Below are 13200 nucleotides of genomic sequence, written 5' to 3'. Positions count from 1 at the left end.
GAAGGGCCTTGCGCGACCTGAGCCCGCCGGCATCCTGCGAGCAGACGGACACGGCGACCAGTTTGCTAGCGCCTCCGATCACGCAAGTGACCCGAGCTTGAACTCAAATCCTGGCTGTCTCATTCGCGTTGACACGTACCGGTCGCAACACCTGCTCGAACAGCCCGGCCAACGCGCCCCAAATGGCGCTTGCGGAAATCAGCGATGGTGAGGAAGTCGGGCCTTTGCAGCCCTGTCACCGCCATGAAGTCGACGCGCTCCTCGCACGCCCGCGCCAACTGGCGCGACGAGTAGACGCCGCGGCTGTAGCCGTACAGCAGCAGCGCCACCATCATCGCCGGGTGATATGGCGGATAGCCGCGCGGCTCCGTGTACACCGCCAGGGTCGCCGAGAGGTCCAGAGCCTCCCGCACCGTGTCGCGAACGAAATGCGCCAGATGACCAGCCGGCACGAACTCGTGCAGCGACGGCGGAAGCAGCCAGCCTTGATCAACGTCCCAGAGGCGAAAGCTCTTGCTCATGCCCCAAGCGAATCACGATCGCTGCCCGCCGTCCACACCTTTACTCGGACAGCCTCCTAGATAGGTCATCAATCATCAGAGGCGAGCATCGGCCCCCATCAGGGCGAAAGGCGCCCAGTAGAAGGGATGGGGAAAACGCTGCCGGACCGCCGTCTGGCCGGCTTGCAAGGCCTCCTGCGCCGAGGCGCCGGAGTTCAAGCGGCTGTAGAAGGTCTGCATCAGAAGCGCAGTCGATTCGTCGGCAACGTTCCAATAGGTGGCGACGACCCCGCCCACCCCGGAGAACATGAAGCCGCGCACCAGCCCGATCAGGTCGTCGCCCGGCGACACGTCACTGAGACCGGTCTGGCAGGCGCTGAGCACCGCCAGCGACGAGTCCAGCCGCATGCCGTAGAGGTCGCCGACCGTCAGGTCGCCAGAGTTGTCGCCGGACGGGCTGAACAGCAGGCGCGAGGACAGCGGATCGGCCGGTTGGAACAGGCCGTGTGCGGCGATGTGGACGAAGGCCTTGCCCTGTGCCGCGCTGCGGAATTGGCCAAGCGTAGCCTGGCTGCGCAGGAACAGGTCCGACTTTGGATAGATGTGCGCGATCGCCAGCGCCTCCGCCTCGGCTCCTGGTAGGTCGAGGCCGGCCTCGCGCCGAGCGGGATTGCCGAAGATTGCGCCGCGGCGGTCGGCCGTGCCTACCATCATGGCCGGCCGCGACCGTGTGGCGATCAGCGCACTGAGGCTGGGCGCCATCCGGATCGCGCGTTGGGCGACCAGCGGACCGCCTGCGCCGTCGATGGCGGCGAACGGGACGTAATGGAGCGGACCATGCGGGACGATCAGCAGCTTCTGCCCTGACGCGGCAGTCAGCACCGGCGCCAGCACCGCGTCGCCCAGGGCGCGCGCGGCGGCTGAATAGCCGGTACTCGCCGGATCCGACAGCTGCTTGAGGAATTGCAGCACCAGCGTGCGGACCGGCGGCGTCCCCAGATCGACCGTGCGCGCTGTTCCGGCAGACAGGATGAAAGCGTACCAGTGCTCGCCGACATTGTAATAGACGATGCCGGCCTCTCCCGGCTGGAGGACCGCCGTCAGCTCGGCGAAGCGGAAGGGAACGGCGCTGACCAGGGGGGCCAGGCTGGGCGACCGGCTGCGGATGCGGCCGTTGGCGGCGCGGATCGCAGACAGGGCGGCATCCGTACCGCCGCCCGCAGCCCCGCCGTCGCCACGCAAGGCGATCGTCGAGAAGGAGGCCTGCGCCTCGTCGAGTTGGGCGAGCAGCTGGCGCGCCTCCCCGACCGGCAGGTCGTTCGGTGCGAAGTCGTGCCGGCTGGACAGCATGTCGACCAGGACGCGGCTCTTGGCGCGCTCCACCACCTCCAACGCCTGTTCCTGCCGTCCGTCGCGGAGCAGCCCGTCGACGAGATCGCCATAGAGCTGCTGCTTGTCGAGAGCGAAGGCGATGCGGCCGTTTTCGCTGAGGATGGTCGCGCGCGACTGTTCCACCACCTCGGCGGCGGAGCGGAACAGCGACAGGGCGCCGTCCCGGTCGCCGGCCTGCTGGCGCAGACGGCCCAGCCGGTACATCGCCGCCCAGTGGACGTCGCGGTAGGCCCGCAGATCGGGGAAGGCCAGCAGCCGGTTCAGCCGGTCGACCGCCATGGCGGTCCGGCCGGTTTCGGCCATGCATTGCGCCGCCAGCATCTCCACATAGACATTGGCGGCCGGCGCGAAGGAGAAGTCGCCGAACCAGCCATAGCTGAAATCGTCGAAGACATCGAGGCGGAACGGGGCCTTGTTGGCGCTTGCGCCTTCGGAAAGGGCGGTCAGGCCATAGTCGGCGAGCAGCCGCCGTTCCGGATCCTCCAGCAGCCGCAGGGACTGCCCGCAGTCGCCGGCCGCGGCGTAGAGCGAGGCCGCGTAGAAGACGGGTCGGGGCTTGAACTGCTTGGCCAGCAGCGCCGCGGCGTCGCGGGCCTCCGCGGTCTTGCCGAGCCGAGCCTGGGCGAGCGCGCGCACATAACGGCCTCCTTCGCTCTGGTTGCCCTCCAGTTCGGCGACGGCGTCGCCGTAGCGCTGCTGGGCCAGAGCGAACAGGGCGCGCCTGCCGCGCACCTTGCCGATCAGGGCGGCATCGCCGTTCCGCGCCGCGCGCACGGCAAGCGTCTCGTTGCAGAGCTGTGCCCTGCCGAAATCCTGCAGCTTCAGCCGCACGTCGCAGAGCAGCGACAGCTGTCCGTCGCTGAGCCGGTCGGCCGGCACCTGGTCATAGCGCTCGCGCAACGCCGTCAGGCGGCCGTCGCGCAGGTCCGCCAGATCGGTGTCCGACAGGTTGGCGGACGCCTTCAGCTCGGACTGGCTGGCGACGTAATTCACCGCCATGACGCCGCCGCCGCAACCCGACAGCGTCGCCCCCAGAAGGCCGAGCAGAGAACCCAGCAGCGTGAGCCGGCGGAAAAGCGGCGTCGTCCGCCCGGCGGGCCTGGAGGTGAAAAGGGTGACGGGCGTCATGGCGGCGCTCCTGCGGCCGTTCCGGATGGGACCAGGTCGGAAGGCCCCCGCGGGCCGGCGCGGCGACGGCCCGCGGGGATGCCGGCTCCGCGTCAGAAGCGGTAGCCGAAATTGGCCTTCAGGGCGTTGTAGTTCTTGCCGTGGGTGTAGCTGATGCCCAGGCGGAAGGAGTCCCAGGACTGGCCGTCCATGGTCGGGCGGGTGCCGAACAGCAGGCCGACCTCGTCGTAATGCTGCACATACAGCTTGTCACCGAACATGTGGGTGTCGGTGACATAGGCCTGCCAGGAGGTCGGCCGGTCGAACATCGTGAAGCCCAGCGGCCCTTCGACGCTGACGCCGTTCTTCAGCGCGGTGTTCTGCAGATCGTAGTCGATGCTGACGTCGCCGATATGGAGCTTCTGCGACCGGTAATAGCCGACGCCGTTGCCGATCGTGACCTTCAGGTCGCCGGTGTAGATGTTGTAGACGCTGGTCAGGTCGCCCGAATACAGAAGCGCCCCGGCGCCGAGGTCCAGCGAACCGGCCGCGCCGACGCGGGCGGAGGGAACCAAGTACCAGTTCTCCGCAACCGGGAAGCGGAAGCCGAGGCCGAGCGAGGCTTGGCCGGAATTGGCACCTTCGGTGCGGACATAGGTGATCGGCAGGTCTACGGTGATGGCGTAGCGCGGATCGCTGAAATAGTACGAGTACTTGATCGGGATCGTGGCGATCTGGCTGGTGTAGCCGCCGGACCGCGCGACGCCGACGTCCCCGCCCACGGTGACGAGGTTGGGCACGGCCACGAAGCCGCCCTTGCCGTCCGGCGTCCCGGTGGGATCGCCCAGCGTGCCGAAGCCGGTGGCGTTGCCGAAGGTCTGCTCGCTCATGCGGCTCTGAAGGCTGGCCGGGTTGCCGGCGACAGGATCGACCGGCGAGTTGGCGACGAGCGACTTCAGCATCTCGGTCAGGAGGCCGGACCCTTTGCCCTTGAGGAAGTCCAGCAGTTGGTCCTGGCTCTGGTCGCGGGTGGCTCCCCGGAAGGTGATGTCGATGCCGGCCGACGGCACCTGGAAGCGCAGTGCGGTGGAGTTGAGCGCGTAGGACGCCGTCGCCGGAAGGCCGCGGACGTTCAGCGTCACGTTGGCGGCCGCAACGCTGGTGTAGTTGCTGAACACGGAGCGCAACCCAGAATTGTCGAGCCTATCGGCCAGATCCTCGATGGCGTTGAACGACGCAGAGCCGCTCTGGGAGATGCCGTTGGTGCTGGTGACCGTGCCGCTCAACCCGAACAGCTCCGCCGCCCCCGCCGGCACGCTGCCGCCGAGCATCCCCGCGGCAATCACAATTCCTGAACTGACGAAAACCTTGACACACTTCGACAAAAGAACCCCCATCTTCACCACTCCCCCAGCCCATTCGATGATAGAAAACCTGTACTTAAGCAATAAGCCTGATGACAATTGAAATCCGCGCGACGCTATTGCATAGAGGCAGCAAAAGCTGATGTCGGCAGGTTGGTGTCCCTGATCAGACAACGCGGACAGAGTCCGGGCGTCCGAGGTGGAGCATGCGGTTCAGGACGAGGACGGCAACCGCGATCTCGGTCTGTTGCCGGTCGTCGGTGTGGAAGCGTAGGCCATCTCCGATCACGTGTTTGTAGCGGTTGAAGAAGGCTTCCACGAGCGCGCGCACATTGTGCGCTCGCTATGCTTACAGTTGTTCGGCGGCCGCTGTAAGCAATGCGAGCGGCGCTATCGGGCCAAGCCGCCCGCCACCATGCTTCCGGGAACGCCTTTCGACCCAGGGATCCGCTCGCTGCTGGCCTACCTGCATCACAACCATCATCCGCCAGCTTTTCCCCGCCGCCTTTGGCGTCCAGAATGTAGTCCGCCGTCCGCGTCCATAACTGGGCCGCCGTCTCGGTCTTGGCCGCCATAATATAACGACCCAATCTTGCGAAATCGGAGGTCGCCGCCGTCCGCCTGACCCGCTTGGCGATCATAACCGGGTCACCGCATGGCGAAGATCGTCCTGGGTGTCCTTGATCTGACTCAGCAGCTCGCGCACGTCCGCGACGGGCACACCCCGCCCTGGCGTGTCGGTCAGCCACAACTTTAAGAGGCCGCCCAGCCGCCCAAGGTCGGCGTTCACTTTCGCCAGCCGCTCGACCGCATCAAGGTCCACCACGCTGCGTGGTTGATACCCCAGCCCGACACTCCGAAGATAGGCCGACACCGACAAGCCGGCCGCCTCTGCCTGCGCTTCGATGCGCGCCCGCTCGGCCGCATTCACCCACACCTTCAAGGGCCGTTGTCGGTCTCGGGTCTCGCCCGTGGTCGGTGCTGTCATCGGGATTTTCCTCCTGGCGTTCAAAGCGGCGGCAGCCGCCGTATGCCTCGCAGAGCAAGATCAGCGTCGAGCCCAAAGGGCGAGTAAGCGCGGGTGGTGGAGGGCTGCACGGCTCTGCCGTGTAGGCCTACAACACACATCTTGCGATCCTCAAACATGAAATCGTATGAAATTATCTGCAATCATCTGAAACGGCCTCTCCCAACCGAGTCAAAATCGCAGAGTTTCGCAGTCAATTTCATATAATTTCATACGATTTCATATAATTTCACATGGTTTCATAAGCAGCAGCCCAACGCTGCCCGGAATTTCATATGATTTCAGATAATTTCATATAATTGCGGAAAATTTCACAGATTGGTGGCGTCCCCGTTCTGGACACAAGAGCGAAGGCACTGATGGCTGAGCAGCAGCCCACAAGAGGGCGGACGGGCGACCGGCGCGCCCTCTTCCTGGCCCGGATCGACGCAATCCGCACTGAGCTGCAGCAGGGCTGGCCGGTGAAGACCGTCTCCAGCAGACACGCGCCAGAGTTGGATATGATACATCCATAACTCTAGCCTTACGCGTCTTCGTTGGTCCTGACCGGGGAGCCGAAGGAGAGCCTGCACACGCCCCCTATGACGCCGCCGCTCGCGCCGCCTGCCCTGCCAGCACACGCGCCGCAGGTCTCCGAACCGATCGCTGGCAGGCCCGAAATCAAGGAGGCCCAGTACAATCTTCGCGCGAAGAATTCCGCGGACCTGATTTGAGGGATCACGGATGGAGACGAAGGCCAAACAGGCCGCGAAGGAGGTGCCGGCGGTCCCCAAGCCGCCTGTTTGAATTCACAAAATACTCCAGGGGAAAAGGGGGGCGAAACGTCGATGACCTCGTCCATCCCGGAGGTCCACGCCTCAAATGCGGATGCGCTCGACCTCGTCCAGGCTGACCCGATCGCCGCGGCGGTCGTAGAGCTGGGTGGTCCGGGTGGAGGCGTGGTTGGCCATCGCGGCAGCGGTCTCCAGCGTGCCGCCGTTGGCCAAGTAGGCGGTGATGCCGGTGGCGCGGAAGCTGTGGCAGCCGAGCGGCGTGGCGATGCCGGCGGCGGCAGCCCGCCGGCGCACCATGGCATGGGCGCTCGCCTGCGGCAGCGGGCGCTCAGACAGCCGGCCGGTGCCGCGGCCGATCGTGCGGAACAGCAGCCCCTTGGGGTTGTCGCGCAAGCCGGTGCCGTCCAGGTAGGCCGCCAGATAGTCTTCGAGCGTGTGGTGGCAGGGCAGCGCATGGGTCTTGCCGCCCTTCTCCCGCAGCCGCACCCACAGCCGGCGGTTCTGGGGATAGACGTCCTCCACCCGCATCGCCAGGGCGGCGCCGACGCGGGCGAAGCTGTAGACCATCAGCCCGATCAGCGCGCGGTCGCGCAGGCCGCCCGGCGTGGTGACGTCGATGCTGTCGAGCAACACCCGGGCTTCCGCCGGATCCAGCACCGGGGTTTTCCCCACCCGCACGACATGCCGCGGGCCCCGCACCGACGACGCCGGGTTCACCGTCACCACCTGGCCCACCACCAGCCAGTCGAACAGGTGGCGCACCGCGGCGAGCCGCTGCTTGACCGTCGGCGCCGCGTGGCTGCGGCTCAGCCCTTCGACCCAGGTTGCGATGTGCAGCGGCTGCACCGTGGCAAGCGACACCACGCCAACGGCCTCGCACCAGGCCAGAAAATCGCTGACCGCCCGGGCGTAGGCCCGCCGGGTGTGCGGGTTGCGCAGGGTGGCCGCGAAGAACTCCAGAAAGCGAAGAGTTGCCTGCTCACCGGCAGCGGCAACCAGGGCTGGAACCACCGGTGAGACGATCGGAACCGGCACGCTCCGGCTCACCCCGCCGCCCCCTCACCGTTTGGGGGCGGCGAGGGAATTGCCTGGTGCAAGGCGCTCAAATACTCGTCCAGGATCGCGTTCAGGCGCTCGCCAAGCAGACGATTGAAGGCGGCCGGTCCCTGCTCAGCCTGCGCCTGCTGCAAAGCCTGAATATAGGCCGGACGGTCCAAGGGACGCACGGCGACCGGCGGATAGCCCCCGCGCAGCAAGATCAAGTTCATCAGCAGCCGCGCCGTGCGGCCGTTGCCGTCGTTGAACGGATGAATCTCGACCAGGCGGCGGTGCGCGGTGAAGGCCGTGTCCGGCGTGTCGGGCGCGGTCGTCAGCCAGGCAGCGAAATCGCCCATCAAAGCTGGCACCTCCGCCGGCGACGGAAAGGCGTGACGGCCGCTGTCGGTCAGAACATAGCGGCCTTGATCGGCATAGCGGCCGGCGATCTCCGGTGCCGACCGTTTGACCACCAGGCTGTGCAACAGGCGCACATCGGCCTCGGTCAGGACACTGCCGCGCTGCGCCAACGCGCGGGCATACTGCAGGGCGTCGTAGAGATCGACCGCTTCCAGATGATCCTTCAGCGGCTTGCCGCCGATGGTGATCCCCTTTTCGATGACGAGCATCGTCTCGGCGGCGGTCAGGGTGTTCCCCTCGATCGCGTTCGAGGTGTAGGTCAACTCGAGGTCGTAGACATGCTCGAGGTTGCTCAGCCCCTGAGGCGACAGCGGCCGCAGCCGGTCGAGCTCGGCTTTCTTGGCGGCGATCTGAGCGAGAAGGTCGGTCATGCGGTGCTCCCTACCACGCCGGCCGCGGCGCGGCAACCAGAGCGCTGATAAAGGACATTATCACAGGTAAAAGGGGAGAGGTGGGGGCCCACACCGCCGCCTCTCCCCGGCGGTCGTCACGGACGGGCGGCTGAAGCGAACTTCCCCAGGTCCAACTCGCCCTCGGCGCCCCATCCGGCCGTGCCAGCCTTCACCTCCGGTCCGGCTTCGCCTTCGAAGCCGGGCACGGACATGATGATCTCGTTATGGCACTGGCGGCTGCGGGCGTCGTCTCCCTTCGCCCCCATTCGTCTCATTGAGGTCTAAGACGTCCTGCCGGGGGCAATCCGACCCCTCGAAAAGCCAGCAAAACCGTTCCCCGTAGCGCCTCCATGAGGCGCCTCATTAAGGCGCGCCCTATTGAGACGAGGCTGTACGGTGCGTGAGCAAAATGAAGGCCGCCCAGCGGGAGCTGTCGGCGGCCTTCAGTATTGAGCGGGAGGAACGAGCCATAGATATGAACCCAGTTGGTTCACTCCCTGAACAATCAGCGATTGCGACATGTTCCCCTGTCCTGAAGCCATAGGTATTAGACAGACCGAATGGTCCGCCTCCGCAAAAGAGCAGGAGGACCATGACGAGTTGAACGCAAGGCTGTTGCTGAGAGGAAGGATCCCCGCTGGACCAAGCTGGGGTGCTTCTGTATTTGGATCAAATCAGGCCTTCTCCGACAGGAATGAGCGATGGTAGGTGGAGTGCACATTCTTGTTGCTGAGGACGAAGATCTCGTTGCAATGGCTTTGGCAGAGGTGTTGGAAGCAGAAGGCTTCCGGGTCACCGTGACGCATAACGGGCAGAAAGCCATAGACACTGATGTATTGGACCCAGCCGATCTTCTGGTGACCGATATGCGGATGCCAATCATTGGCGGGAAGGCCTTAATCGAAACACTGAGGGCGAAGCGCCCTAACCTTCCGGTTATTGTTATGACTGGGTACAGCGAAGACCTTCCCAACGATGAGCCGGGCCGTCTGGTTGTCCTGCGCAAGCCTTTCTCTATGTCAACGTTGGTCCGACATGCTGTGGCTTTCCTGCACTGTCCCCAGCGGCCCACTCAGGAAATTGTGGACAAGAAAAAGGCCGCTGCCAAGAAGGCGCGGCCTTTAGTTTTGGTTCGGGAGGAAACGTGAACCCGAAGCCAACATAGGGCGCCACAAGTTAACACCCTGTGAACAGCATTACTGTTCTGCGCATCTACTACTTTATTGCATGGACTACTCTGCTTTTGATCCGTTTACGACTACTGCAGCACCCGACGAGCTTGACCGCGGCCAAGGGCGGGGCTGATGTTCTGCGGTTCTGGCGCCAGTTGGGGGCACTACACGAAAGTGCGCAAATTGTCCGGGATCTGAGAACGCGGCGTGAACGTGAGATCAGCCGTGCTCTACCTCTACCCATTGCCCGCGTCCGAGTTCGTCCAAGACGTGCTGGTACTCGCCCGGTGGCAGGGCGCGTGCGTCCTCGGCCATGTGCCGTAAGGCAGCGAGGCCGGCCTCGGTAAACCGAGCCCGCAGCCAATGGCCGCCATCATCCCGCAACTCCAGCAGCCCACGGTCCAGCATCCCCTGAATGACCGTTCCCGGCTTCGGCTGACCCTTGTTCGGCCCGGTAGCCCACCGCTTCACCAGGATGCCGCTCTCCAGCCGCGGTGCCTGCCCAAAGCGCACCATGAACTCATTGCGGATCAGAGCCCGCTCCCGCGGCGTCAAGGTGGTGTCACTCACCAGCTCATCTCCCTCAGTCCTCTCCCCGCGATACGCGAAACCAATGCTCAGCATACTGCCGACACAGTTCAGCCTCCACGCCATCTCCGATGCGTTCGGCATCGGCCGCGCGGGCGAGCCACTGAGACTGTTTCTGAAGCGCTGATCCGTTCACGCGGGCGGGTGCTGGTCGAACTCCGGCCGAAGCGGCAGTAGGTGGGCGAGGCTTACTGAAATTCGATCGCGGCACTGGTACGCGGGGCCTGGAGGGTGGCATGGGGGCTACCGACTTCCTTGAATGAGTGGAGGGTCATCCTTCGACCCGGAAGAGTCTACGCTGCGCATTACCACGATGCGCGAGAATTCTCCCATGCTGCGGCGTCGCCGACGCCCGCCGGCGCGCTGCCTGACATCGGGGACGCGACCGACCAGCGCGGCCGGTGGCCTGTAGACTGATCAGCACCGTCAGCGCCGGTGAGATGGCCAACCCGCCCTTTTCGCGACACCCTCAAGCGTCGGCTTCTGACCCAAAGCGGACCTTCAAAGCCATTGATTGATGACCGACATCCAGTTTCGGCTGGATGACGGGACACCCGGGGCGGAGCTGACAATTCTGGCCTCACGATCGGGAATCCAGCACACTCGCAGCATGAGCAGGCAAGCCATCGCGTCATCAACGGAGTCCCTGGCTGGTCTGGTGGAGCGCGTGACCTTTCACAGCGCCGAGACTGGCTTCTGTGTGCTCCGGGTGAAGGTCCGCGGACATCGGGACTTGGTTGTCGTCGTCGGACATGCGGCGATGATCTCGGCCGGGGAATGGATTCAGGCGAGCGGCAGCTGGGTCAACGATCGCACCCACGGTCTCCAATTCAAGGCCACCTTCCTGAAGGCGACCCAGCCCACTACGCTGGAGGGCATCGAGAAGTACCTGGGCTCCGGCATGATCAAGGGCATCGGTCCGGTCTACGCCAGGAAGTTGGTGAAGGCGTTCGGCGAGGCCGTGTTCGACGTCATCGAGGCCGAACCCAATCGCCTGCGCGAGGTCACGGGCATCGGGCCCAGGCGGGCCGACCGCATCGTCAAAGGATGGGCCGACCAGCGGGCGATCAGGGAGATCATGCTGTTCCTGCACGCCAACGGGGTCGGGACATCCCGGGCCGTACGCATCTACAAGACCTACGGGCAGGAGGCGATCCAACTCATCACCGAGAATCCATACCGGTTGGCCAGGGACATCCGCGGCATCGGCTTCAAGACCGCTGATGCCATCGCGGCCAAGCTGGGTATCGAGAAGACGGCCATGGTCCGCGTCCGGGCGGGCATCGGCTACGCGTTGGCCGAGGCGATGGACGAGGGGCACTGCGGCCTGCCGGTGGAGGACCTCGAGAAGCTGGCCAGCGAACTCCTGGAGGTTGGCGCCGATTTGGTGGTCGAGGCGCTGACGGACGAGCTTCGTGACGGCGCTGTCATAGCCGACCAGCTGGAGGGCAGGAACTGCGTCTTCCTGGCCGGGCTGTACCGGGCCGAGCAGGCCATCGCCGCCCGGCTACGGGGGCTTGCGGGTGGGACGCTGCCCTGGCCCGCCATCGACATGGAGAAGGCGCTGAAGTGGGTGGAGGGAAGGACGGGACTGACGCTGGCGCCGAGCCAGCGGGAGGCGGTCCGGCTTGCCCTGGCATCCAAGGTCATGGTCATCACCGGCGGCCCGGGCGTGGGCAAGACGACCCTGGTCAACTCCATCCTGAAGATCCTGGCCGCCAAGCACATCCGCATCCTGCTGTGCGCTCCGACCGGCCGGGCGGCCAAGCGGCTCTCCGAGAGCACTGGGATGGAAGCCAGGACCATCCACCGGCTGCTCGCCTTCGACCCGGCTGCCGGAGGCTTCAAGCAGGGTGAGGAGAACCGGCTGGACTGCGATCTGCTCGTCGTCGACGAGACATCCATGGTCGACGTGCCGCTGATGAACGCGCTGCTGAAGGCGATTCCCGACAGGTCGGCCCTGATCCTGGTCGGCGATGTTGACCAGTTGCCGTCGGTGGGACCGGGGCAGGTGCTGGCCGATGTGATCGCATCCGGCGCCGTGCCCGTGGTGCGCCTGACCGAGGTGTTCCGACAGGCAGCCACCAGCCGCATCATCGTCAACGCCCATCGCATCAACCAGGGACAGATGCCGGACCTGGCGCCGGTCGAAGGCTCGGACTTCTACTTCGTCGAGGCGGCAGAACCGGAGGACGGTGTTCGCAAGCTCATTGAGGTCGTCAGGAACCGGATCCCGAAGCGCTTTGGCCTCGACCCCGTGCGCGACGTCCAGGTGCTCTGTCCGATGAATCGCGGGGGCCTCGGTGCCCGGTCGCTGAACGTGGAACTCCAGGCGGTCCTGAACCCGCCGGGCGATGTCCGGGTGGAGCGCTTCGGCTGGACCTACTGCGTCGGCGACAAGGTGATGCAGACCGAGAACGACTACGAGAAGGAGGTCTACAACGGCGACCTGGGCGTCATCACCGCGATGGACCCGGAGACCAGCGAACTGCTGATCGATTTCGACGGCCGGGAGGTCCCCTACGACTTCGGCGAACTGGATAGGGTATCGCTGGCCTACGCGACCACGATCCACAAGAGCCAAGGCTCGGAATACCCGGCCGTCGTCATCCCGCTGGCGATGCAGCACTGGACGATGCTCAGGCGCAATCTCGTCTATACTGGCGTCACCCGGGGGAAGCGGCTGGTCGTCGTCATGGGCCAGCGGAAGGCGATTGGGATGGCCGTGCGAGCACGGCAGGAGGGGCGCCGTTGGTCGAAGCTGAAGGAATGGCTTCTGGCAAAAGCAGCCTGACCGCTGCGGGGACGTCGTCCTCTTCCCCAGCTGCAGCACTTTCGATCCGGATGGGCTTGTCTCAATGATCAGGCGCACGCATGCCCCCGTCGTGAGAACGCAAGAGATCAGCCCGACCCAAGCCTATGCGGCCTCAGGGTTGCCGTGCGCAACCGCTGCATGACCGATAAGGTTGCCGTTGATCTCAGAACAATGGGAGTTGCACCTTGCCACCATCGTCCGCGTGGCGCCGTGCTGCCTGCACAGCAGCATTCTGGGCGCCATCCTGGCTGCGTGACCTCCCGCTGGCGACTTGCTCGCCGGCAACGGTTACGGTCCATACCCAGCATTCAGGGCGCCAGGTTACAGCGAGATCGCACCCGTGAATGCGGGTGACCACGTGACGAATGGACCAAGCCGGGGACTGGTGCATCAGAGCCTCAGGTGCGATTGGGCAACAGCCAGACCATATCTGGCGTTTATCAGGCGGCGGGGACTCTACGGAGGAGACTGCCAGTGTCGCTTTCTCCTGAAAATTTTCACTGAAGATTTTCAGCGTCAAACACTCTTGATCGCATGACCCGAAGCCGTTCGGACGTCTGCCAAGTTCAATGGAATCAACGGGCCGGCAGCCAGGAAAGATTTGAATTGCAACGT

At 64.9% G+C, this 13200-nt stretch carries 10 protein-coding genes and 1 pseudogene; 2 read left to right on the top strand and 9 right to left on the bottom strand.

Annotation, left to right across the window (positions count from 1 at the left end; all coding sequences use genetic code 11):
- Positions 1 to 133 precede the first annotated feature (133 nt).
- From VD964_RS24975 to VD964_RS24940, 7 genes and pseudogenes are all read right to left on the bottom strand, one after another.
- A pseudogene (locus VD964_RS24975) lies at positions 134 to 521 on the bottom strand (transposase); the annotation flags it as partial.
- Between the two features lie 75 nt (positions 522 to 596).
- Positions 597 to 3020: a CHAT domain-containing protein gene (locus tag VD964_RS24970; protein ID WP_324871186.1), complete on the bottom strand. Its 2424-nt coding sequence runs from the start codon at positions 3018 to 3020 to the stop codon at positions 597 to 599.
- Positions 3021 to 3112: 92 nt separating this feature from the next.
- Positions 3113 to 4330 (bottom strand): hypothetical protein, encoded by a 1218-nt coding sequence (locus tag VD964_RS24965; protein WP_324871185.1) that lies wholly within the window; start codon positions 4328 to 4330, stop codon positions 3113 to 3115.
- 199 nt (positions 4331 to 4529) lie between these two features.
- Complete coding sequence (locus tag VD964_RS24960) at positions 4530 to 4694, bottom strand: hypothetical protein (RefSeq protein WP_324871188.1); 165 nt, start codon at positions 4692 to 4694, stop codon at positions 4530 to 4532.
- Between the two features lie 306 nt (positions 4695 to 5000).
- On the bottom strand, positions 5001 to 5351 hold the full coding sequence (locus tag VD964_RS24950; RefSeq protein WP_324871184.1) for a plasmid mobilization protein: 351 nt from the start codon (positions 5349 to 5351) through the stop codon (positions 5001 to 5003).
- Between the two features lie 896 nt (positions 5352 to 6247).
- Positions 6248 to 7198 (bottom strand): tyrosine-type recombinase/integrase, encoded by a 951-nt coding sequence (locus tag VD964_RS24945; RefSeq protein WP_324871183.1) that lies wholly within the window; start codon positions 7196 to 7198, stop codon positions 6248 to 6250.
- Positions 7199 to 7206: 8 nt separating this feature from the next.
- Entirely contained in the window at positions 7207 to 7989 is a 783-nt protein-coding gene (locus VD964_RS24940) for a Fic family protein (protein ID WP_324871182.1), read from the bottom strand.
- A 722-nt stretch (positions 7990 to 8711) separates the two neighbouring features.
- Between VD964_RS24940 and VD964_RS24935 the strand changes: the two genes are divergently transcribed.
- On the top strand, positions 8712 to 9158 hold the full coding sequence (locus VD964_RS24935; RefSeq protein WP_324871181.1) for a response regulator: 447 nt from the start codon (positions 8712 to 8714) through the stop codon (positions 9156 to 9158).
- Between the two features lie 243 nt (positions 9159 to 9401).
- Here the strand turns inward: VD964_RS24935 and VD964_RS24930 are convergent, their stop codons facing one another.
- The gene (locus tag VD964_RS24930) at positions 9402 to 9752 is read right to left on the bottom strand and encodes a hypothetical protein (RefSeq protein WP_324871180.1); all 351 of its coding nucleotides are present in this window, start codon (positions 9750 to 9752) and stop codon (positions 9402 to 9404) included.
- Between the two features lie 13 nt (positions 9753 to 9765).
- Positions 9766 to 10008: a DUF4167 domain-containing protein gene (locus VD964_RS24925; protein ID WP_324871179.1), complete on the bottom strand. Its 243-nt coding sequence runs from the start codon at positions 10006 to 10008 to the stop codon at positions 9766 to 9768.
- Positions 10009 to 10287: 279 nt separating this feature from the next.
- Between VD964_RS24925 and VD964_RS24920 the strand changes: the two genes are divergently transcribed.
- On the top strand, positions 10288 to 12564 hold the full coding sequence (locus VD964_RS24920; RefSeq protein WP_414637265.1) for an ATP-dependent RecD-like DNA helicase: 2277 nt from the start codon (positions 10288 to 10290) through the stop codon (positions 12562 to 12564).
- The last annotated feature ends 636 nt before the right edge of the window (positions 12565 to 13200 follow it).

Origin of the sequence: Azospirillum sp., from assembly GCF_035628975.1 — a bacterium.
Lineage (GTDB): Bacteria > Pseudomonadota > Alphaproteobacteria > Azospirillales > Azospirillaceae > Azospirillum.
The sequence above is the reverse complement of the archived record's forward strand: the minus strand, read 5'-3'. Positions and strand labels throughout refer to the sequence as shown.

Excerpts from the sequence above, each read along its gene's own strand:
- VD964_RS24970 (WP_324871186.1), bottom strand. The coding sequence starts at position 3,020 with ATGACGCCCGTCACCCTTTTCACCTCCAGGCCCGCCGGGCGGACGACG.
- VD964_RS24965 (WP_324871185.1), bottom strand. The coding sequence starts at position 4,330 with ATGCTCGGCGGCAGCGTGCCGGCGGGGGCGGCGGAGCTGTTCGGGTTG.
- VD964_RS24950 (WP_324871184.1), bottom strand. The coding sequence starts at position 5,351 with ATGACAGCACCGACCACGGGCGAGACCCGAGACCGACAACGGCCCTTG.
- VD964_RS24940 (WP_324871182.1), bottom strand. The coding sequence starts at position 7,989 with ATGACCGACCTTCTCGCTCAGATCGCCGCCAAGAAAGCCGAGCTCGAC.
- VD964_RS24935 (WP_324871181.1), top strand. The coding sequence starts at position 8,712 with ATGGTAGGTGGAGTGCACATTCTTGTTGCTGAGGACGAAGATCTCGTT.
- VD964_RS24925 (WP_324871179.1), bottom strand. The coding sequence starts at position 10,008 with ATGCCACCCTCCAGGCCCCGCGTACCAGTGCCGCGATCGAATTTCAGT.
- VD964_RS24920 (WP_414637265.1), top strand. The coding sequence starts at position 10,288 with ATGACCGACATCCAGTTTCGGCTGGATGACGGGACACCCGGGGCGGAG.